Source organism: Pseudarthrobacter sp. NPDC092202 (assembly GCF_044755505.1).
Classification (GTDB): Bacteria; Actinomycetota; Actinomycetes; order Actinomycetales; family Micrococcaceae; genus Arthrobacter.
The window spans coordinates 135,376-155,558 of record NZ_JBIVRG010000001.1; the positions used below are offsets into that span (position 1 = coordinate 135,376).

Here is a 20,183-nt window from a genome sequence, read left to right on the forward strand (position 1 = left end):
TCAAGACTTCCGTGTTGCGGTGCTGTTGTCACCTTTCCGGGCGGAAAGGAGTCCTCCGACCACCAGGGCCGCACCCGCCCCGATCATGAGGCCGATCAGGACGTAGGTCCCGTTGAGGGTGACGATTCCGAGCTGGGCGATGATGATCAGGGCTGCGAGGGCCACCACGATCAGGCCCCATACGATGGTTCCCACCCGCGCCCCCGTGGGAGGCGCGGAATCGGTGTGCGCGGCCGGGGTGCTGCCCGGGATGTACGGGTCCGGTGCCGGTGTCTGGCTGCTCATGTCAGTTACCTTCCTCAATGGTGACGTTGCTGACGGTGCCGTCGATCTCGATGACCAGGTGGCTGCCGGGCTTGTCGGTGTTGTAGCTGCTTTCGCGTGTGGTTGTCCCGCCGCGCTGGTTCCCGCCTTCCGCGAGGTTGCCCAGCGTCATGTCGGCCCGGATGTCCACGGGGACGGAGTCCGGGATGACCACCGTGACGTTGCTGGCGGTGAAATCAAGGGGGACCAGCACCTCGGACTCAAGGGGTGCGTCCAGGTCGAGCGCGGTGAGGTCAACGGTGCCGCGTCCTGCCGTGATGTTCAGACCCTCGCTTGCCTGCTGGATGCTGGTGGGGGACCAGTCAACTTCCTGGAAGCGGACACGCTCGCCGTTGTTGCCCACCACGTTGAAGATTCCTCCCGTGATGAGGGCTGCCACCGCAAAGAACGACAGGATGCCCGAGGTCCGGCCGCGGAAGCCCAGGATGAGGATTCCGAGGCCCAGGACTGCAGCCGCGCTGGCCCAGGCGATGGCGTTTGTGGAGTCGCCGAGATCGATGATGTTGGTGACGTCCAGGGCTTTTAGTCCGGCGCCCACGATCAGCGCACTGCCGGCAGCGATCGCGACGGCGGGAGCGCCGGGACCTGCGGGACGCACCTTGGGTGCCGGTGGGGGTCCTTGCGGCTGCCAGGTGGTGCCCGCACCTCCGTTGTCCCATCCGCCGCTGCCGGATCCGCCGGTGCCGTACGGGCTGCCAGTGAACGGTCCGGTCCCTGCAACGTCGGAGTATGGGGGAGCGGTTGCACCAGAGGGTGCGGCCTGGTGCGTGGTGGTTCCGGGATAGGTGTTGCCGGCATAGGGGGTGGTTCCGGCTGCCGCTGCGCCTGCCGGTGTTCCAACCGCTGCTTTGTTGCGCTGCGCGAGGTAGTAGACCAGGTAGATGGCACCGCCAACCCAGAAGAGGGTCCAGAGGAAGGCGCCGAAGCCGTGGTTGCTCCAGCCCCAAAAATCGCCTCCCAGTCCGCTGAAACCGAGGATTACGGCGATCAGGGAACCGGTCATGCCGCTGGTCCAGCGCCCTGCGCCGGCTTCCTGGACATGGATCCTTCCATCGGGCTCTGGCAGGAAGGCCCACGCCAGGCCGTAGAAAAGTACACCGATGCCGGCGAACAGCGTCATCACGAGGAAGACGCCGCGGACGATCAGCGGGTCGATGCCCAGGCGCTGCGCGATGCCGCTGGAGACGCCGCCGATCCAGCGGTCCTGGCCGCGGGTGATCCCATGACTGCGCACCCAGCGGAAAAAGTCGGACTGTTGGTTGGGTGCTCCGGCATAGGCGTAGCCGCGGGAGCCCTGGCCAGGATTGCCGCCACCGGGATTGTCCTGGCCCGGGAAGTATCCGGCCGGCTGCCCGGCATAAGCCGCGCCGGCGCTGTCCCGCGCCCCCTGGTCCCGGGTGGATCCGGGGCTGAAAGCGTCCTGATCCTCCTGTTCCTGCTTTTGTTCCTGCTTGGGGTCCGGGCCTGACGTCGATGCGGGATCCGGTGAGCCGGCAGGCGCCTGCTGATCAGGCGGCAGGAGGGGCAACGTGGGGTTTTCGTTTTCCCGCTTGGGGATGGGCTCGGTGGGGTGGCCGTCGTCAGGGGTGGGGGTTTGCGAGTTCATGCTTCGATCCTTCCGCCTGCCGGGCTTCGGCTCTACTGGGGGACACCCTGAACGGCCCCTGAGCGGACCCCGGACCCGGGCGGAATGCGGGCTCGGTAACCCTGATCCGTGCTTGGATTGATCCATGACAACCGTCCCCGCCCGCCTCCCGCTGGTCCGCCGCAGCGACCGCTTCATCGCAGGCGTGTGTTCAGGCCTTGCCGCCCACCTCGGGGTGCCGGTGGGTCACGTGCGGGTGGCAATGGTCCTGGCCTCGCTGGCTGGCGGCGCCGGCGTCGTCTTCTACGCCTGGTTGTGGATCATGGTCCCCACTGCTGACGAAAGCGAACGGCGGCAGGCGCGCCGGCCGCCGTCGCCCATTGCACCGGCCGTCAGCCGTGATGGTGCGCCGGCCGCAGTTCCCTGGTACGCGGGCCCGTCCGGCGGCGTAATGGCTCCGTCCGTGACCGTTGCGCCCGCCGTTCCCGGCGGCGGCATTCGCGCAGATACTGCGGCGCCAGGAGGCCTTGGACACCCCGCCCCGGCGGACGCCGGAGAGCCCCTGTTCGAGGCCGTGCGGCCCCCCTGGTTCCGGTTCCGGGAGATGCGGTACGGCAAGGAAATTTTGCTTGGGGTCGGGCTGCTGCTGGTGGCGGGCATCCTGATCGCCCAACTGCTGGGCGTAAATGTGCCCCTGGGGACGCTTATACCGGCAGCGGCAGTGCTTGGCGGCGCCTCCATTGCATGGATGCAGCTGGACGAGACCCGGCGGGCGGGGCTGGTGGACAAAACCAAGGCGGACCAGGCAGGGGGCTGGGCACGGCTTGCGGCGGGCCTGGCGCTGGTGGTGGCCGGCGTCCTGGTGATGGTGTCCGGTTCCGGTTCCTGGGAGCAGACCTGGCTGGCGCTGCTGGCCTCGGTTGCCGTCCTCGGCGGGGTGGTGCTGGTCCTGCTGCCGTGGGCGCTGAAGTTCTGGCGCGACCTGGAATCCGAGCGGGCCGGCCGCATCCGGGAAACCGAACGGGCCGAGATCGCCGCCCACCTCCATGACTCGGTGCTGCAGACGCTGGCCCTGATCCAGCGGCGGGCGGCGAATGAGCACGATGTCCTCCGGCTGGCCCGTGCCCAGGAACGTGAGCTGCGGGGCTGGCTTTTCGCGGATCCCGGCAAGGACGCCGGGCAACTGTCGGACCGGATCAAGGCCGTGGCCGCCGAGGTGGAGGACCTGCTGGGCAACGCCGTCGAGGTGGTATGCGTAGGGGACACAGCCGTCACGGAAGGCCATGAGGCGCTGATCCAGGCCAGCCGGGAGGCAATGCTCAACGCGTCCCGCCACGGGGGAGGGACGGTCTCGGTCTATCTGGAGGTCTCCGGCGGCCGCACCGAAGTCTTCATCAAGGACCGCGGCCCTGGATTCGAGCTGCAGCATGTGCCGGAGGACAGGCTCGGGGTCAGGGAATCCATCATCGGACGCATGAACCGCCATGGCGGCACGGCCGCAATCACCAGCAGCAGCGACGGCACGGAGGTGCGGCTGGGCTTCCCCGCCACCACCCAGGACAGCACGGAAGGCAAGCCATGAATGCAACACAGGGACCGGGGTCGGCTCCGGCCGCAAGGTCCGCCCGGGTGGTCATTGTGGACGACCACGCGATCTTCCGCTCCGGCCTGAAAGCGGACCTGGACCCCAGTATCCAGGTGGTGGGTGAGGCGGCGACCGTGGAACAGGCCATCGCCGTCATTGCGCAGCAACGTCCGGACGTGGTGCTGCTGGACGTTCACCTGCCCGGCGGCCTTGGCGGCGGGGGCCGGGAGGTCATCGCCGGTTCCGCCGCCGTGCTGCCTGGCACCAAGTTCCTGGCCCTCAGTGTCTCGGACGCTGCCGATGACGTTGTGGCGGTGATCCGGGCGGGGGCCCGCGGCTACGTCACCAAGACCATCTCGGGAGCGGAAATCACTGACGCCGTGTACCGGGTTGCCGGCGGGGACGCGGTCTTCTCGCCGCGGCTGGCAGGCTTCGTCCTGGACGCTTTCGGTACCGCCCCCGCGGACATTGCCGACGACGAACTGGACAAGCTGTCCGCCCGGGAACTCGAGGTCATGCGCCTCATCGCCCGCGGCTACAGCTACAAGGAAGTGGCCAAGCAGCTGTTCATCAGCATCAAGACGGTGGAAACCCACGTCTCAGCGGTCCTGCGGAAGCTGCAGCTTTCCAGCCGGCATGAGCTTACCAAGTGGGCGGCCGAGCGCCGCCTCCTCTAGCCCGGTTCCCCCCGACGCTTATCACTTGATGCGCCTTAAACCGGAACGCTCTCTCACTTGATGCGCCTTAAACCGCAACGCTCTATCACCCTCCTGGTGGGGGGTGAACTGCTCCCCGGAAGTTGGACTGAGAAATTCAGTTCCGACTTCCGGGGAGCAGTTTTATGCATACACGTAGTTCATTGTCTGAAGCGCAGCGCGAGGCGGCTGTAGCGTTGTTTGAGAAGGGTGTCGGGTATGGGTCGGCGGCTCGGTCGCTGGATGCGCCTCGTGTGCCGGTCAGGGCGCTGTATGGGCGGTGGAGGATTCATGGGCAAGGAGTGCTGGTGGCCAGGCCGGTGAGGTCGTACTCGTTTGAGTTCAAGCGTGCCCTGGTCGAGCGGTTCCTCGCAGGCGAGTCCGGCCCGGATCTGGCAGTCGAGGCAGGTCTGGCCTCGCGTGAGCTGCTGCAAAAGTGGGTCCGGGCGTACCGGCGCGAAGGCGAGGACGGGTTGCGGCCCAAGCCCAAAGGCCGGCCGCGGAAACCCGATTCCCCGCCGCCTGCGGATTTGTCCGAGCTTGAGCGGTTGCGGCGGGAGAACGAACGGCTGCGCGCTGAGGTGGCGTACCTGGGAAAACTGCGGGCCTTGAGGGAACAGGGACGACGGTAAAGGTTCAAGCCGTCGTTTCCCTCAAGGCTGACTATCCGCTTGGTGTCCTGTTGAACGTCGCCGGGCTGGCCAGGTCGACGTTCTTCTATCACCAGCCCCGGCTGCAGGCGCCGGACCCGGAAGAGAAACTCAAAGCCGCGGTCACGGAGATTTTCGAAACGAACCATGGCCGGTACGGGCACCGGCGGGTCCATACTGAGCTGTCCAAGCAAGGGTGGACGGTCGCGAAGAAGACTGTGCTGAAGCTGATGCAGGAACTCGGGCTGGTCTGCAGAGTCCGGCGCCGGAAGCGCTACAACTCCTACCAGGGCGAACAGGGCGCGGTAGCGCCCAACGTGCTGAACCGGGAGTTCGACGCCGATGCACCGAACCAGAAGTGGGTTACCGATGTGACGGAGTTCAGCGTCGGGGACCGGAAACTTTACCTCTCACCGGTCATGGACCTCTTTGACCGGCAGATCATTTCCTACTCGCTGGGCTCATCCCCGAACCTGGCGCTCACCAACGATTCCCTGCGTGAGGCCCTGACCTGCCTGCAGCCCGGCGAGCAGCCGCTGGTGCATTCGGACCAAGGTTTCCAATACCGCCACCCCTCCTGGCGCACCCTGATCGCGGGCGCCGGTGCGGTCCAGTCAATGTCCCGCAAGGGCAACTGCTACGACAACGCCGTCATGGAAAACTTCTTCGGCCACCTCAAGGAAGAACTCTTCCACCGCGTCCGATTCCTCAACACCGACGCACTGGCCGCCGCCGTCGAGGAATACATCCACTGGTACAACACCAAAAGAATCTCAACAAAGCTCAAGGGCCTGAGCCCGGTCCAATACCGTGCCCAGGCCCTCGCAGCTTAGGATCCTATTTAGCCAGTCCAACTTCCGGGGAGCAGTTCAGGGTGATAGAGCGTCCTCGGTTTTGCGATGTGAAGTGATAGAGCGTCCGGAAATTTCTTGCGTTAAGTGAGAGAGCGTCCTACTGGGCCTTGCCCAGGAAGTCCTGCAGCCGCTGCACGCCGGTCGCGAGGTCGTCGTCGCCGAGGGCGTAGGAAAGGCGCAGGTAGCCGGAAGGGCCGAATGCCTCGCCCGGAACCACTGCCACCTCAACCTCATCCAGGATCAACGCCGCAAGCTCGGCAGAGGTCTGCGGCGTGGCGGTGCCGGACGCCGTCGGGAATTCCTTGCCCAGCAGCGCGCGGACGTCCGCGTAGACGTAGAAGGCGCCCTTCGGCGTCGGGCATTCCACTCCCTCAATCGCGTTCAGGCCGGCGACGATGGCCTTGCGGCGGCGGTCAAAGGCGACCTTCATCTCGTCAACGGCGGTCAGCGGCCCCGAAACAGCGGCCAGGGCAGCGATCTGCATGATGTTGGAGACGTTCGACGTGGCGTGCGACTGGAGGTTGGTGGCGGCCTTGATGACGTCGGCCGGACCGATCATCCAGCCCACTCGCCAGCCGGTCATGGCATAGGTCTTGGCAACGCCGTTGAGGATGACCACTTTGTCGCCCAGCTCCGGTGCGGCGGTGGCGATAGAGGTGAAGGGAACGCCGTCGTAGGTCAGGTGCTCATAGATCTCGTCGGTGACCACCCACAGGCCCTTTTCTGCTGCCCACTTGCCGATCTCCGCTACCTGCTCAGGCGAGTAGACAGAACCGGTGGGGTTCGACGGCGAGACAAACAGCAGGATCTTGGTCTTGTCCGTGACGGCTGCTTCAAGCTGTTCCACAGTCACCAGGTAGTCCTGTTCAGGGCCGGCGAAAACCTCGACGGGCACACCGCCGGCGAGGCGGATGGCCTCCGGGTAGGTGGTCCAGAACGGGGTGGGCACGATGACTTCGTCGCCCGGGTCAACAAGGGTGGCAAAGGTGTTGTAGACAGCCTGCTTGCCGCCGTTGGTTACAAGGACCTGGGAAGGGTCCACAGTGTAGCCGGAGTCCCGCAACGTCTTCTCCGCGATCGCTTTCTTCAGCTCGGGCAGCCCGCCGGCGGGGGAGTACCGGTGGTACTTCGGCTGGCTTGCCGCTTCGATCGCAGCCTGGACGATGTAGTCCGGGGTGGGGAAGTCGGGCTCGCCCGCGCCGAACCCAATGACCGGCCGGCCTGCTGCCTTTAGCGCCTTCGCCTTGGCGTCAACGGCAAGGGTTGCGGATTCGGCTATTGCGGAAATGCGCTGGGAAACGCGGGCGGCAGACATGGCAGGTCCGTTCTTCGCTTGCAGCCTGGCGGCTGGAATGTGGGATTCGACGAGTTCTACTCTATGCTGTTCACCGGACCCTCCGGGTTGCCGCTTTTGATTTGTGACTGTGTTCCGGTCAAACGTCAGGCAGGCCATCAGGGAGGGCCGGAAATGGGCCGGTTCGACGAACACGAAGTTGTTGCGTAGACTGGTTCACCGGTGTTGAAAACACGGATGATGACGTGCGCCCCAGTGCAAACTGGTGCTTCGTGGTCAGATGGTGGAATTCACTCCATAGGGTAGTGGCGCAATTGGTAGCGCAGCGGTCTCCAAAACCGCAGGTTGCAGGTTCGAGTCCTGTCTGCCCTGCGCAAGCGCCCCGGGCGAAAATCCGGGGCAAGCGCAGCAACCATGGTTCTGATCAGGGCCGGGTAATCCAACATTGCAAAGATGAGCGAGGACCAGGTGACCGAAACAGCTGCCAGCAGCTCCAAGGGCCGCCCAGCTAAGAAGGACGCCAAGGCAAACTTCTTCGCCCGCATTGCACTCTTCATCCGCCAGATCATCGGCGAACTGAAGAAGGTTGTTGCACCCACCCGCAAGGAACTGATCAATTACACGCTCGTGGTGCTGGTGTTCGTGGGCATCATGATGGTCATCGTCAGCCTGCTGGACATCGGTTTTGGAACCGCCGTCGGCTGGGTCTTCGGCGGGACCGGCACCACGGACAGCTAACGCTGCACAGTCCGCAGGCCGCGTGTTCCTCCGGGATTCCCGGACGGAACACCGGTGTGCGGAATTGAGCCATTTAAATAGGCATGTTAGGCAATGAGGAAGCAGGAGACCAAGTGTCTGAGCAGGAGCTCGAGGTAACCGAGACTGAGCTGGAAGAGTCCGCGGACGTCACGGCAGAAGCCGGTGACGAGTCTGAGGTTGAGTCCTCCGCGCCCGAATCCGATGACGCCGGTTCCGACTTTGACGCAGAGGCAGACGCCGGCTCCGAAGAGGAGTCCACTGACGCCCTCGCCGCTGCCGCCGCCAAAGCAGACGTTGACCCCGCAGAGGAGTTCAAGGCCAAGCTGCGCCGCCAGGAAGGTGACTGGTACGTCATCCACTCCTACGCCGGTTACGAAAACCGCGTGAAGGCCAACCTGGAAACCCGCATCCAGACCCTGGACATGGAAGATTACATCTTCGAAATCCAGGTGCCCATGGAAGAAGTCGTTGAGATCAAGAACGCTCAGCGCAAGGTCATCAACCGCGTCCGCATCCCCGGCTACGTACTGGTCCGCATGGACCTGACCGACGCCTCGTGGGGCGCCGTCCGCCACACCCCGGGTGTCACCGGCTTCGTGGGCAACGCCCACAACCCCGTGCCGCTGCGCCTGGACGAGGTCTTCTCCATGCTCGCCCCGGTCTTCGAGGAAGAGCAGGCCGAGAAGGGCAAGCCGGTCAACAAGCAGAACCAGGCCCCCGTGGACGTGGACTTCGAAGTTGGCGAGTCCGTCATCGTCAAGGAGGGCCCGTTCGAAACCCTTCCGGCCACCATCTCCGAGATCAAGGTCGAATCCCAGACCCTCGTGGTGCTGGTGTCCATCTTCGAGCGCGAAACGCCGGTTACCCTGGCGTTCAACCAGGTCACCAAGATCTGACCACCCAAGAATTCGTCCCGGGGCTGCCCGCTTAGCAGCACCGGAACGGCCGGCCGCCTCGCCATGGCGGCCACAAACCTGAGGCACGCTCCTGTGCCCCAGGACGTTATTGAGAGAAGGACCCTACATTGGCTCCCAAGAAGAAGGTCACCGGCCTCATCAAGCTGCAGATCCAGGCAGGTGCCGCTAACCCGGCCCCGCCGATCGGTCCTGCGCTTGGCCAGCACGGTGTCAACATCATGGAATTCTGCAAGGCGTACAACGCTGCGACGGAAGCCCAGCGCGGAAACGTCATCCCCGTGGAAATCACGGTCTACGAGGACCGTTCCTTCACGTTCATCACCAAGACCCCGCCGGCTGCAGAGCTCATCAAGAAGGCTGCAGGCGTCGCCAAGGGTTCAGCAACCCCGCACACCGTCAAGGTTGCGAAGCTGACCCAGGCCCAGGTCAACGAGATCGCCTCCACCAAGATGGAAGACCTCAACGCCACCAGCCTCGAAGGCGCAGCGAAGATCATCGCCGGCACCGCCCGCTCCATGGGCATCACCGTCGAAGGCTAATCGCCTTCGCTGCCTGTGCCGGGTCGGGTAACCGATCACGACGACGGGCGGCACCGCCGGGACACCGGCACCACCAAAACTGAGATGTTGGGAACCGGGCACGGATAACGAGCCCGTCCACCAACTGTGGCAGGGCCCAGCGCGGTCCGCAGACCACAACTGCACAAGGAGAAATAAGCAGCATGGCAAAGCGCAGCAAAGCATATGAGGCAGCAGCCGCCAAGATCGACGCGGAGAAGTTCTACGCGCCGTTCGAGGCAGTAACCCTCGCCAAGGACACCAACCCGTCCAAGTTCGACGCCACCGTTGAGGTTGCATTCCGCCTCGGCGTCGACCCCCGCAAGGCTGACCAGATGGTCCGCGGCACCGTCAACCTGCCCCACGGCACCGGTAAGACCGCCCGCGTCCTGGTTTTCGCCACCGGTGACAAGGCTGAAGCAGCAATCGCTGCCGGCGCCGACTTCGTTGGTTCCGACGACCTGATCGAAAAGATCGCCGCCGGCTGGACCGACTTCGATGCCGCCGTCGCCACCCCTGACCTCATGGGTAAGGTTGGCCGCCTCGGCAAGGTCCTGGGTCCGCGTAACCTGATGCCGAACCCGAAGACGGGCACCGTGACCCCCGACGTCACCAAGGCCGTCAACGACATCAAGGGTGGAAAGATCGACTTCCGCGTCGACAAGCACTCCAACCTGCACTTCATCATCGGCAAGGTCTCCTTTGACGCCATCAAGCTGGCGGAGAACTACGCAGCAGCACTGGAAGAGGTGCTTCGCCTGAAGCCGTCCGCTTCGAAGGGCCGCTACATCCAGAAGGCCACCGTTGCCACCACGTTCGGTCCCGGCATCTCCGTTGACCCGAACGTCACCAAGGTTCTCACCGAGGCCTAAATCCTCGTTTGAAGCCCCTGCAGCGGAATCTTCCGCCGCAATAAAACCGCCCGGCACCCGTGCCGGGCGGTTTTGTTTAAGCTCCGAGGCCTATCCCCGCGGCTGGAGCTTCTGCCTAAGCTGTAGGAATGGCTGACCCGACGCTGGATACCTTCCCAGCGAACCCCGCCGCACCAGCACTTTCGGCCGTTGAAGTGCTGCATGAACCGGGCAGCGGCACCATCGCCGGTTCTGCAGGATATACAGCAGACTTCGAGGAGTGCCACGCCCTGCGGGTGGAGCACGACCTTGCCCTGTGGGGCAACCTGGACCGTTGCCCCACCCTGCCGGAAGCTGCCGAGTTCTGGCGGGGCAGCGAGTACGAGGAGCGCCAGCTCTACCTGGCGAGGCTGAACGGGAAGGCCGTTGGTACGTGCTCCGTGGAACTCCCGCTCCGGGAGAACACGCACACTGCCGGCATCGACGTACTGGTTGGGTCGGCCTACCGGCGCCAGGGACTGGGCAGCACTCTTCTGTGGCATGCCGAATCCATTGCGAGGTCAGGGGGCAGGACATCCCTCTACGGCTACCACGAGGTTCCGCTTGCCGCCGCGGATAGCTCCGCCCTGGTCCCGGCCAAGTCCGGTGCCGGAGGCCTTCCATTGGCTGAACCGGCGGTGGCCTTCGCTGCCGCGTCCGGCTACGAGCTGGAGCAGGTGGAACGCTCCAGCCGGCTGGAGCTTCCCGTGGCGCCGGAACTGCTGGACCGGCTGGAAGCGGAAGCGTCAGCCGGGGCGCGGGACTACGGCATCACGGGATGGGACGACGCCTGTCCTGAAGACCTGGTGGATGCGTACGCGCTTCTCAAAACACGGATGAGCACGGATGTCCCCATCGCCGGGATGGACTGGGAGGGGGAGGACTGGGACGCTGCCCGGGTGCGGGATGAGGAACGGACGACGGCCCGCGGCGGCGTCCAGTCCGCCGTGACCGCCGCAGTGCACCGCGCTACCGGGGAACTGGTTGCCTACACGGTCCTCAATTGGCGGCCCGGAGTGCCTGCCTCCATCGCCCAGCAGGACACCCTGGTGACGGCGAGACACCGCGGACACCGGCTCGGCTTGCTCATCAAGGTTGCAAATCTGCGCCGTGCCCAGGCCAAATGGCCTTCGGCGCATTCTGTGTTGACATGGAACGCCAGTGAAAACCAACATATGCTGGCCATTAATGTTGCCCTTGGATTCAGGCCTGCTGGTTATGAAGGTGAGTGGCAGAAACGGCTGGGATGATGCGCCAATGGCACAAGACGTGAAGATCGAGCAGCTCTGGATCCCTGATTCACTTGAGGCACCGGACGCAGCGGACTTCCTTGCCGCCGTCGAAGTGGGACGAAAAGTCCGCATGCAGACCTGGGGCAGCGACGACCTTGCCTACGGCCCCTTGGAAAAGCTTCTTGAGTTCGCGGATCCCTATGAGCGGCAGCTGATCCTCGTAGCCAAGGTGGACGGGGAGATCGTGGGCACCGTTGATATCGCGCTGCCCCTCACGGACAACCTGGACCTCGCGGAGTTCACGCTGGACATCCTGCCCGAGTTCCAGCGCCAGGGCGTCGGTAGGCGGTTGCTCCAGGCAGCGGAGCAACTGGCCCGCAATGAGGGCCGCACCATGATCCTGGTGGATACCAACCATCCGGGCGCATCCCTTCACGAATTCGAGCGCGCCCAGCTGGTCCCCGGATCGGGGCAGGGCTTCGTGCCGCTGGAGAGCCGCGAAGTGGAGTTCGCCCAGCGCACCGGCTACACCCTGCAGCACATTGAGCAGTTCAGTTCGTGCCTGCTGCCACTGGACTCGAAGCTGGTGGCGGACCTGCAGGCCGAAGCGGAGGAAGCAAACAACGGCAGGTACCGGCTGCACCATTGGACGGACCGGTGCCCGGACCGCTGGCTGGAGGCCGTAGCTGTCCTTGAAAACCAGGCCGGGGCCGACGTCGATCCGTCACTGCACGTGCCGGTGGAGCAGGACATGGTGTTCGACGGCGCCATCCTCCGGGAGGCCGAAGATGTGGCCATTGCGCAGGGCAGGCGGACGGTGGTCACCGCCGTCGAGCATCTCGCCAGCGGGGCGCTGGTGGGCCTGACCACCATCACGGTGCTTGCTCACCGCGCGGACGTGGTTTTCCAGGACGATACGCTGGTCCTGCAGGAGCACCGCGGGAACAAGCTGGGGCTCCTGATCAAGGTGGCGAACATGGAGCGGCTGACTGAGCAGTTTCCGGACGCCCGGGTCATCTACACCTGGAACGCCCCGGAAAACCGGTACCTCCTGACCGTCAACCAGCAGTTGGGATTCCGGACCGCGGGCGTGACGGGGATATGGCAAAAGGAGCTTCCGCACCTTGGCACCAGCAACAGCTGACTGCCGATTTGGCGCAGCGGCGGGACCTCCCGTAGACTGGGATGACCAAAGACCGTCGGTTGTTGGAAATCCACTCCCTTGAACATAGCTCAACTCTGTAGTTGTGCGCGGGGGACTGAAGCGGATTTCCGGACGAAGGACCCTCAACGCAGGGCGGCCGGCGCAGGTGAACGAAGCAAAGCTCCACGGGATACCTGTGTTGAGCCAAGCCCCGTGCATCTGCGCGGGGCGTTTTTAGTTTTAGCTCATCCGAGCGGGGACCGTCGAATACCGGCACTATCCCCGGAAGGAGGGTTATGGCAACGCCTATCAAGGTTTCAGCAGTAGCTGAGATCACCAACGATTTCAAGGAATCGAACGCCGCTGTCCTGACCGAATACCGCGGGCTCACCGTTGCACAGCTCAAGCAGCTGCGTGTTTCTCTCGGCCAGGACACCAAGTTCGCGGTCGTCAAGAACACCCTGACCGCCATTGCAGCCAAGGAAGCCGGCGTTGAAGCATTCAACGACCAGCTCTCCGGCCCCACTGCAATCGCGTTTATCAAGGGTGACGCAGTTGCCGCTGCCAAGAGCCTGACGGATTTTGCCAAGACCAACAAGCAGCTGGTCATCAAGACCGGTTACTTCGAGGGCAAGGCACTGAACGCCAGCGAGGTTGCCGCCCTGGCAGCACTCGAGTCCCGCGAGCTGCAGCTCGCCAAGGTTGCAGGCGTCCTCAAGGCCCCTGCTGCCGCCGCTGCACGCATCATCGATGCCCTGCGCCTCAAGCTTGAAGAAGAGAACGGTGCACCGGCAGCTGCCGAGGCGCCCGCCGCTGAAGAAGCTCCGGCCGCAGAAGCAGCAGAGACCGAAGCTCCGGCCGAAGCCGCAGCCACCGAAGAGAACTAATTCTCTTTTAGACCAGACTCCGGTGTGAAGCACGGCCGCGTGCCGCTGAGCACCACAACAGGAAGGACGCCTACCATGGCGAAGCTCACCAACGAAGAGCTCATTGAAGCTTTCAAGGAACTGACCATCATCGAGCTCTCCGAGTTCGTCAAGCTCTTCGAAGAGACCTTCGAAGTTACCGCTGCTGCTGTTGCTGTTGCTGGCCCCGCCGGCGCTGCTGCTGAAGAGGTTGAAGAGAAGACTGACTTCGACGTCGTCCTCGAAGCTGCCGGCGACAAGAAGATCGCAGTGATCAAGGAAGTTCGCGCCATCACTTCCTTGGGCCTCAAGGAAGCCAAGGACCTGGTTGACAGCGCTCCCAAGGCTGTCCTCGAAGGTGCAACCAAGGAAGCTGCCGAGAAGGCCAAGGAGCAGCTCGAGGCTGCAGGCGCAACCGTTACCCTCAAGTAGTAACGCGCTTTTTCCTCAGGAAGCCCCGTCCACGTTTGTGGGCGGGGCTTCCTGCTTTAACCGGGGTCGCTGATGTCCGCGACGACGGCGTCCAGGGCAGCGGTCAGGGCGTCCGCGTCTACGAAGGCGCTGTACCCGTGGGCACCGGCACCCATCGAGATCCGCCGCCCGGTGATGCTGGCGTCCGCGTAGACCGGCCAGCTGCTGGTGCTGCCCAGCGGCGTGATGGTTCCGCGTTCGTAGCCCGTCGCTTCCAGCGCCACGTCGGCGGGCGGCAGGGACAGCTTGTTGACACCGACCAGGGTCCGCAGCTTGGGCCAGGAAATCTGGCGGTCGCCGGGGATCAGTGCAAAAAGGAACGTACCGTCCTTGTGCTTGACCACCAGTGACTTGACGATGTCTGCAGGGCTGATTCCGAGGATGCCGGCTGCTTCTTCGAGGCTTTTGGCGGCCGGCCTTTCCACGATGTCCACCGCCAGGCCGCGGGCCTCGGCATCGGCCAGGAAGCGTCCGTGTCCGGCGCCATCGGCCCCGTTCACAGGTGAACCGGCCATCAGTCGCGGTAAAGCAGGAGCGCTTCGCCCTGCCCCCCGCCACCGCACAAGGATACGGCGGCTTTGCCCGTTCCGCGGCGCTTCAACTCATGTGCGGCATGGACGGCCAGCCGTGCACCCGAGGCACCGATGGGATGGCCAAGGGCGATGGCCCCGCCGTGGATGTTGCACTTTTCCAGTGGGTAGTCCAGGTCCTTGAGCGACTGGACGGCCACGGACCCGAATGCTTCGTTAATTTCGATGAAATCAAGGTCAGCAACGGTCCAGCCGGCCCGTCCCAGGGCATTCTTGATGGCGTTGGACGGCTGTGAATGCAGTGAGTTGTCCGGTCCTGCAACCTGCCCGGGCTTTCCCAGGACGGCCAGGTACTCCAGGCCATGTTCCTCGGCGTAGCCGCGGGATGCCAGCACCAGGGCTGCGGCCCCGTCCGACAGGGGAGAGGAGTTCCCGGCGGTGATGGTACCGTCCGTCACGAAAGCTGCACGGAGCCCGGCCAGGGAGTCCACCGAGGTGTTCGGGCGCACGCCCTCGTCAGCGGACACCACGATGGGATCGCCTTTGCGCTGCTTGACGCTGACCGGAACGATTTCATCGTCGAACGTTCCATTCTTGGCGGCCAGCGCAGCCCGCTGATGGGACTGGGCCGCCACGTTGTCCTGCGAGGTGCGGTCAATGCCCAGGGCAAGATTCCGGGTCTCGGTGGACAGGCCCATTGACTGGCCGTCGAAGGCGTCCGTCAGGCCATCGTGCGCCGCAGCGTCCAGCGCCTGGATCGAACCGTAGGTCCAGCCCTGCCGCGAGCCGGGAAGCAGATGCGGGGCCCGCGTCATGGACTCCTGGCCGCCGGCCACCACCACTTCCGCTTCGCCGCCGCGGATCATCCGTGCGGCATCGATCACCGCCGTAAGCCCCGACAGGCAAACCTTGTTGATTGTCATCGCGGGGACGTCCCAGCCGATACCGGCACCTATTGAACTTTGCCGGGCCGGGTTCTGGCCGGCACCCGCCTGCAGAACCTGGCCCATGATGACAGCCTGCACGTCACCGGCGTCCACACCGCTGGCGTCCAGGGCGCCCTTGATGGCCCGGGAACCCAGTTCCACTGCGGTGAAGCTTGCCAGCTGCCCATTGATCCGGCCCTGCGGGGTGCGCACTGCTGCGAGGATGACAACGTCAGTGTTGTCACGGGAGTTGCCCATGGTTATCTCTTCCATTCCGTTTTCCGGTGTGTGCCACCAAGGCTATCGTGACCCTGGTCACCTAAGTATTCAAACGCCTGGCGCGCTGTGTGCATTCCGTCGCCACGGTGAAGCCTGCCCGCCGCGGCAGCCATACGGCAGGAGAGGCGGGGGAGGGGAGAGGTCCCCATTCTCTGAGCGTGCACGACGACGGCGGCGTGCGTAGGCTGGACCGCGGACATTATTGCAGGGGGAGCAGGTCCCTGCCCCGGAACGGTTGGAGCAGCAGCGTGAAAAAGATCCTCGCCACGGCGGCAACCGCGGCCCTCGCAGCGCTTACCGCGTGTTCCGTATCCGTGCCCGCCTCGGAGGCACCCTCCGCGGTGTCAACCCAGCCGGAGCCAAGCTCCACCCGCACAAGTGGTTCCGCCGGCGGCAGCGCCGGGCCGCCGTCGTCGTCCCCTGCCAATGGCACCAAGGTAGCGTGCGAGCTCTTCAACTCCCTGGTCGAAAGCTACGCGGCCGTCCCGCCCAACGACTCCGAAGCCTATGAGGACATCTACCTGCGGGCCGAAGAGGCCAAGGAGACGGTGTCCGGTGACCTGCGCGGCCTGTTCGCCTCCTTGAGCCTGCTGGCCATTGACCATTCGGGTGCGGCCGGTTCCGGCGGCGGTCCCGCGCAGGAATCACAGGACGCGGTCCGGGACGCCGTCTTTGCCAACGCCGGGACCTGCACGGACGCGGGAGTCACCCTGCGGCTGTAGTCCCGCTGCCCACAGCCCCACCCGAGCGGATCACGGGAGCGGCGTTCCGGATCGGCGCAAAACCGGTGCTTGCATTCCGGGCGGACATGGGGTAGACATGTAGGTTATTTTGCCGTATCGTAGATATTTGCGTCTTCCCTGTTTACCTTCAGCCTTCATATAGCGGTGGGCTTTGCCTTGCAGCTGACTATCAACGTGCCGTCAACAACGTCACAGCATGGTCAGCGCGGGCCCCGGGTCATATAGCGGAACCGGATGGTAGCACTGCGGAGCATTCCGCAGGGTGCACAGCGGGGGAGATCTGAAAACGCCTGAAGGTCTGTGGAAGGATCCCTCTTGGTCGCCTCGAGCACCTCTAATAACGAAACCGCTAACACTGCCGACAGCACTGATGGTGCCACTCGCCGGCTCTCATTCGCAAAGATTCACGAACCTCTTGACGTTCCGAATCTGCTTGCCCTGCAGACTGACAGCTTTGACTGGCTGGTCGGTAACGAACGCTGGCAGGCACGCGTAGCGAAGGCTGTCGAAGAAAACGATCTCAGCGTCGCCACGACGTCCGGCCTGTCGGACATCTTTGAAGAGATCTCCCCGATCGAGGACTTCCAGGGCACCATGTCCCTGAGCTTCTCGGATCCGGAGTTCGCTGATCCCAAGTACACCATGGCCGAGTGCAAGGACCGGGACGCTACGTACTCCGCTCCGCTGTACGTCAAGGCCGAGTTCATGAACAACAACACGGGCGAAATCAAGCAGCAGACCGTGTTCATGGGCGACTTCCCGCTGATGACCGAGAAGGGCACCTTCGTGGTCAACGGCACGGAGCGTGTCGTCGTCTCCCAGCTGGTCCGTTCCCCGGGCGCCTACTTTGAGCGCGCCGCCGACAAGACCAGCGACAAGGACATCTTCACCGCGAAGATCATCCCGTCCCGCGGCGCCTGGTTCGAGCTCGAAATCGACAAGCGCGACCAGGTCGGCGTCCGCCTCGACCGCAAGCGCAAGCAGTCCGTCACCGTGCTGCTGAAGGCCCTCGGCTGGACCGAAGGCCAGATCCTCGAAGAGTTCGGCCAGTACGACTCCATGCGCGCAACGCTGGAGAAGGACGCCACCGAGACCCGCGAAGACGCGTTGCTGGACATCTACCGGAAGCTGCGCCCGGGCGAGCCGCCCACCGTCGAGGCTGCCCAGTCTCTGCTGGACAACCTGTACTTCAACTCCAAGCGCTACGATCTGGCCAAGGTTGGCCGCTACAAGATCAACCGCAAGCTCGGAATTGACCGCTCCCTTGGCGACAAGGAAGCCTCGGTCCTGCACGTTGAAGACATCGTTGCCATGATCAAGTTCCTCGTTGCGCTGCACGCCGGCGAGAAGACCATCAAGGGCACCCGTGACGGCCAGGAAGTTGACCTGCGCGTCGAAATCGACGACATCGACCACTTCGGCAACCGCCGCATCCGCGCCGTCGGCGAGCTCATCGAGAACCAGGTCCGTACCGGCCTGTCCCGCATGGAGCGCGTTGTCCGCGAGCGTATGACCACCCAGGACGTCGAGGCCATCACGCCGCAGACCCTGATCAACATCCGCCCCGTGGTTGCAGCGATCAAGGAGTTCTTCGGAACCTCCCAGCTGTCGCAGTTCATGGACCAGAACAACCCGCTTTCGGGTTTGACCCACAAGCGCCGCCTGTCGGCCCTTGGCCCGGGTGGTCTGTCCCGTGACCGCGCCGGCATGGAAGTCCGTGACGTGCACCCGTCCCACTACGGACGTATGTGCCCCATCGAAACCCCTGAAGGCCCCAACATTGGTCTGATCGGTTCGCTGGCATCCTACGGACGCATTAACCCGTTCGGCTTCATCGAGACGCCGTACCGCCTCGTCAAGGACGGCGTCGTTTCCGACGACGTCCAGTACCTGACGGCCGACGACGAGGCTGAGGTGCTGATCGCCCAGGCCAACGCGCCGCTGGACGAGAACAAGAAGTTCGCCGAAGAGACCGTCCTGGTCCGTGCCCGTGGTGGTGGAGGCGAGCCCGTGCTCGTGCCCGCCGAGGACGTCGAGTTCATGGACGTTTCCCCGCGCCAGATGGTGTCCGTGGCTACCGCCCTGATCCCGTTCCTTGAGCATGACGATGCAAACCGCGCACTCATGGGTGCCAACATGCAGCGCCAGGCCGTGCCGCTGGTCCGTTCCGAGGCCCCCTTCGTGGGCACCGGCATGGAGCGCGCCGCAGCCGTCGACGCCGGTGACGTTGTCATCGCCAAGAAGGCCGGTGTGGTCACCGAGGTTTCCGCCGAGCTCGTCATCATGCTTAACGACGACGGCACGGAGACCAACTACCGCATCAACAAGTTCGCCCGGTCCAACCAGGGCAACTGCTACAACCACCGTGTCCTGGTGAACGAAGGCCAGCGCCTGGAAGTTGGCGGCATCATCGCCGACGGCCCGGCAACGGACCAGGGCGAACTCGCCCTCGGCAAGAACCTGCTCGTGGCATTCATGTCATGGGAAGGCCACAACTTCGAGGACGCCATCATCCTCTCGCAGCGCATTGTTGCCGAGGACGTTCTTTCCTCCATCCACATCGAGGAGCACGAGATCGATGCCCGCGACACCAAGCTTGGTGCCGAGGAAATCACCCGTGACATCCCCAACGTGTCCGAGGAAGTCCTAGCGGGCCTGGACGAGCGCGGCATCATCCACATCGGTGCCGAGGTTGAAGCAGGGGACATCCTGGTCGGAAAGGTCACCCCGAAGGGTGAAACCGAGCTGACCCCGGAAGAGCGCCTGCTGCGCGCCATCTTCGGTGAGAAGTCCCGCGAAGTGCGCGACACCTCCCTGAAGGTTCCCCACGGCGAGTCCGGCACCGTCATCGGCGTGCGCGTCTTCGACCGCGACAACGACGACGAGCTGCCCCCGGGCGTCAACCAGCTGGTCCGCGTCTACGTCGCTGCCAAGCGCAAGATCACCGACGGTGACAAGCTCGCCGGACGCCACGGCAACAAGGGTGTTATCTCCAAGATCCTCCCCGTTGAGGACATGCCCTTCCTTGCCGACGGCACCCCCGTTGATATCGTCCTGAACCCGCTGGGTGTCCCGGGCCGTATGAACGTGGGCCAGGTGCTCGAAACGCACCTCGGCTGGGTTGCCAAGACCGGCTGGAAGATCGAAGGCGAGCCGGAGTGGGTCAAGCAGCTGCCGAACCTGCCGCGCGAAAGTGGCCAGACCACTGTTGCAACGCCGGTGTTCGATGGCGCCCGCGAAGAGGAAATCACGGGCCTGCTGGACTCCACCAACGTGACCCGCGACGGCGAACGCCTGATCAACTCCTCCGGCAAGACCCGCCTGTTTGACGGCCGCTCCGGCGAGCCGTTCCCGGATCCGATCTCGGTCGGCTACATGTACATCCTGAAGCTCCACCACCTGGTGGACGACAAGATCCACGCGCGCTCCACCGGCCCGTACTCCATGATCACGCAGCAGCCGCTGGGTGGTAAGGCACAGTTCGGTGGCCAGCGCTTCGGTGAAATGGAAGTGTGGGCGCTCGAAGCTTACGGCGCCGCCTACACGCTCCAGGAACTCCTCACCATCAAGTCTGATGACATCCATGGCCGCGTGAAGGTTTACGAAGCCATCGTCAAGGGCGAGAACATCCCGGAGCCGGGTGTTCCCGAGTCCTTCAAGGTCTTGATCAAGGAAATGCAGTCGCTGTGCCTGAACGTGGAAGTCCTCTCCACGGACGGAACCACAATTGAAATGCGTGACTCTGATGACGCAGTCTTCACGGCTGCGGAGGAACTGGGTATCGATCTGTCCCGTGCAGAGCCCAGTTCCGTAGAAGAGGTCTAGCAGGTGGGCGTACCGGGA

19 protein-coding genes and 1 tRNA gene are annotated in these 20,183 nt (G+C 64.2%); 15 read left to right on the forward strand and 5 right to left on the reverse strand.

What is annotated here, in order from left to right:
* Together ACIQF4_RS00670 and ACIQF4_RS00675 are read right to left on the reverse strand one after the other, a co-directional pair.
* Complete coding sequence (locus ACIQF4_RS00670) at window positions 1–285, reverse strand: hypothetical protein (RefSeq protein ID WP_350002091.1); 285 nt, start codon at window positions 283–285, stop codon at window positions 1–3.
* 1 nt (window position 286) lies between these two features.
* Entirely contained in the window at window positions 287–1,930 is a 1,644-nt protein-coding gene (locus tag ACIQF4_RS00675) for a PspC domain-containing protein (RefSeq protein ID WP_400516287.1), read from the reverse strand.
* 124 nt (window positions 1,931–2,054) lie between these two features.
* On the opposite strand from ACIQF4_RS00675, the gene ACIQF4_RS00680 reads away from it, so the two are divergent.
* The 4 genes from ACIQF4_RS00680 (at window position 2,055) to ACIQF4_RS00695 (ending at window position 5,672) form a co-directional block, all read left to right on the forward strand.
* Window positions 2,055–3,491 carry a PspC domain-containing protein gene (locus ACIQF4_RS00680; RefSeq protein ID WP_400516288.1) on the forward strand — a complete coding sequence of 479 codons (1,437 nt, stop codon included), beginning with the start codon at window positions 2,055–2,057 and terminating at the stop codon, window positions 3,489–3,491.
* Window positions 3,488–4,171, forward strand: a complete 684-nt coding sequence (locus tag ACIQF4_RS00685; protein WP_350002085.1) for a response regulator transcription factor — start codon at window positions 3,488–3,490, stop codon at window positions 4,169–4,171. The genes ACIQF4_RS00680 and ACIQF4_RS00685 overlap by 4 nt, the downstream gene beginning before the upstream one ends.
* Window positions 4,172–4,497: 326 nt before the next feature.
* Window positions 4,498–4,821: a helix-turn-helix domain-containing protein gene (locus tag ACIQF4_RS00690; RefSeq protein ID WP_400516289.1), complete on the forward strand. Its 324-nt coding sequence runs from the start codon at window positions 4,498–4,500 to the stop codon at window positions 4,819–4,821.
* A 50-nt stretch (window positions 4,822–4,871) separates the two neighbouring features.
* On the forward strand, window positions 4,872–5,672 hold the full coding sequence (locus ACIQF4_RS00695; protein ID WP_374152861.1) for an IS3 family transposase: 801 nt from the start codon (window positions 4,872–4,874) through the stop codon (window positions 5,670–5,672).
* A 118-nt stretch (window positions 5,673–5,790) separates the two neighbouring features.
* Here the strand turns inward: ACIQF4_RS00695 and ACIQF4_RS00700 are convergent, their stop codons facing one another.
* A complete protein-coding gene (locus ACIQF4_RS00700; protein ID WP_400516290.1) occupies window positions 5,791–7,008 on the reverse strand; it encodes a pyridoxal phosphate-dependent aminotransferase in 1,218 nt (405 codons plus the stop codon).
* Between the two features lie 278 nt (window positions 7,009–7,286).
* Here ACIQF4_RS00700 and ACIQF4_RS00705 point away from each other — a divergent pair.
* From ACIQF4_RS00705 to rplL, 9 genes are all read left to right on the forward strand, one after another.
* Window positions 7,287–7,359, forward strand: a tRNA-Trp gene (locus tag ACIQF4_RS00705).
* Window positions 7,360–7,440: 81 nt separating this feature from the next.
* Window positions 7,441–7,725, forward strand: a complete 285-nt coding sequence (secE, locus tag ACIQF4_RS00710) for a preprotein translocase subunit SecE (protein WP_231454783.1) — start codon at window positions 7,441–7,443, stop codon at window positions 7,723–7,725.
* Between the two features lie 113 nt (window positions 7,726–7,838).
* On the forward strand, window positions 7,839–8,642 hold the full coding sequence (nusG, locus tag ACIQF4_RS00715) for a transcription termination/antitermination protein NusG (protein WP_231454782.1): 804 nt from the start codon (window positions 7,839–7,841) through the stop codon (window positions 8,640–8,642).
* Window positions 8,643–8,770: 128 nt separating this feature from the next.
* On the forward strand, window positions 8,771–9,202 hold the full coding sequence (gene rplK / locus ACIQF4_RS00720; protein ID WP_003803853.1) for a 50S ribosomal protein L11: 432 nt from the start codon (window positions 8,771–8,773) through the stop codon (window positions 9,200–9,202).
* Between the two features lie 182 nt (window positions 9,203–9,384).
* The gene (gene rplA, locus ACIQF4_RS00725) at window positions 9,385–10,092 is read left to right on the forward strand and encodes a 50S ribosomal protein L1 (RefSeq protein ID WP_163161877.1); all 708 of its coding nucleotides are present in this window, start codon (window positions 9,385–9,387) and stop codon (window positions 10,090–10,092) included.
* 128 nt (window positions 10,093–10,220) lie between these two features.
* Window positions 10,221–11,360: a GNAT family N-acetyltransferase gene (locus ACIQF4_RS00730; RefSeq protein ID WP_400516291.1), complete on the forward strand. Its 1,140-nt coding sequence runs from the start codon at window positions 10,221–10,223 to the stop codon at window positions 11,358–11,360.
* 7 nt (window positions 11,361–11,367) lie between these two features.
* Window positions 11,368–12,486 carry a GNAT family N-acetyltransferase gene (locus tag ACIQF4_RS00735; protein ID WP_231454779.1) on the forward strand — a complete coding sequence of 373 codons (1,119 nt, stop codon included), beginning with the start codon at window positions 11,368–11,370 and terminating at the stop codon, window positions 12,484–12,486.
* 296 nt (window positions 12,487–12,782) lie between these two features.
* Complete coding sequence (gene rplJ, locus ACIQF4_RS00740; RefSeq protein ID WP_231454778.1) at window positions 12,783–13,373, forward strand: 50S ribosomal protein L10; 591 nt, start codon at window positions 12,783–12,785, stop codon at window positions 13,371–13,373.
* Window positions 13,374–13,448: 75 nt separating this feature from the next.
* Window positions 13,449–13,823, forward strand: coding sequence for a 50S ribosomal protein L7/L12 (rplL, locus tag ACIQF4_RS00745; RefSeq protein ID WP_066277893.1), 375 nt, complete (start codon window positions 13,449–13,451; stop codon window positions 13,821–13,823).
* A gap of 56 nt (window positions 13,824–13,879) precedes the next feature.
* Here the strand turns inward: rplL and ACIQF4_RS00750 are convergent, their stop codons facing one another.
* On the reverse strand, window positions 13,880–14,377 hold the full coding sequence (locus ACIQF4_RS00750; protein WP_400516292.1) for an aminoacyl-tRNA deacylase: 498 nt from the start codon (window positions 14,375–14,377) through the stop codon (window positions 13,880–13,882).
* Window positions 14,377–15,576: an acetyl-CoA C-acetyltransferase gene (locus ACIQF4_RS00755; protein ID WP_350002144.1), complete on the reverse strand. Its 1,200-nt coding sequence runs from the start codon at window positions 15,574–15,576 to the stop codon at window positions 14,377–14,379. Before ACIQF4_RS00755 ends, ACIQF4_RS00750 begins: the two co-directional genes overlap by 1 nt.
* A 269-nt stretch (window positions 15,577–15,845) precedes the next feature.
* Here ACIQF4_RS00755 and ACIQF4_RS00760 point away from each other — a divergent pair, with 269 nt between their 5' ends.
* Both ACIQF4_RS00760 and rpoB read left to right on the forward strand, forming a co-directional pair.
* Window positions 15,846–16,319 carry a hypothetical protein gene (locus ACIQF4_RS00760; RefSeq protein ID WP_350002078.1) on the forward strand — a complete coding sequence of 158 codons (474 nt, stop codon included), beginning with the start codon at window positions 15,846–15,848 and terminating at the stop codon, window positions 16,317–16,319.
* A gap of 336 nt (window positions 16,320–16,655) precedes the next feature.
* A complete protein-coding gene (gene rpoB / locus ACIQF4_RS00765) occupies window positions 16,656–20,165 on the forward strand; it encodes a DNA-directed RNA polymerase subunit beta (protein WP_231454775.1) in 3,510 nt (1,169 codons plus the stop codon).
* Window positions 20,166–20,183: the final 18 nt, after the last annotated feature.

Coding starts and splice junctions, on each gene's coding strand:
- ACIQF4_RS00670 (WP_350002091.1), bottom strand. CDS start 285: ATGAGCAGCCAGACACCGGCACCGGACCCGTACATCCCGGGCAGCACC.
- ACIQF4_RS00675 (WP_400516287.1), bottom strand. CDS start 1,930: ATGAACTCGCAAACCCCCACCCCTGACGACGGCCACCCCACCGAGCCC.
- ACIQF4_RS00680 (WP_400516288.1), top strand. CDS start 2,055: ATGACAACCGTCCCCGCCCGCCTCCCGCTGGTCCGCCGCAGCGACCGC.
- ACIQF4_RS00685 (WP_350002085.1), top strand. CDS start 3,488: ATGAATGCAACACAGGGACCGGGGTCGGCTCCGGCCGCAAGGTCCGCC.
- ACIQF4_RS00700 (WP_400516290.1), bottom strand. CDS start 7,008: ATGTCTGCCGCCCGCGTTTCCCAGCGCATTTCCGCAATAGCCGAATCC.
- secE (WP_231454783.1), top strand. CDS start 7,441: ATGAGCGAGGACCAGGTGACCGAAACAGCTGCCAGCAGCTCCAAGGGC.
- rplA (WP_163161877.1), top strand. CDS start 9,385: ATGGCAAAGCGCAGCAAAGCATATGAGGCAGCAGCCGCCAAGATCGAC.
- ACIQF4_RS00730 (WP_400516291.1), top strand. CDS start 10,221: ATGGCTGACCCGACGCTGGATACCTTCCCAGCGAACCCCGCCGCACCA.
- ACIQF4_RS00735 (WP_231454779.1), top strand. CDS start 11,368: ATGGCACAAGACGTGAAGATCGAGCAGCTCTGGATCCCTGATTCACTT.
- rplJ (WP_231454778.1), top strand. CDS start 12,783: ATGGCAACGCCTATCAAGGTTTCAGCAGTAGCTGAGATCACCAACGAT.
- rplL (WP_066277893.1), top strand. CDS start 13,449: ATGGCGAAGCTCACCAACGAAGAGCTCATTGAAGCTTTCAAGGAACTG.
- ACIQF4_RS00750 (WP_400516292.1), bottom strand. CDS start 14,377: ATGGCCGGTTCACCTGTGAACGGGGCCGATGGCGCCGGACACGGACGC.
- ACIQF4_RS00755 (WP_350002144.1), bottom strand. CDS start 15,576: ATGGGCAACTCCCGTGACAACACTGACGTTGTCATCCTCGCAGCAGTG.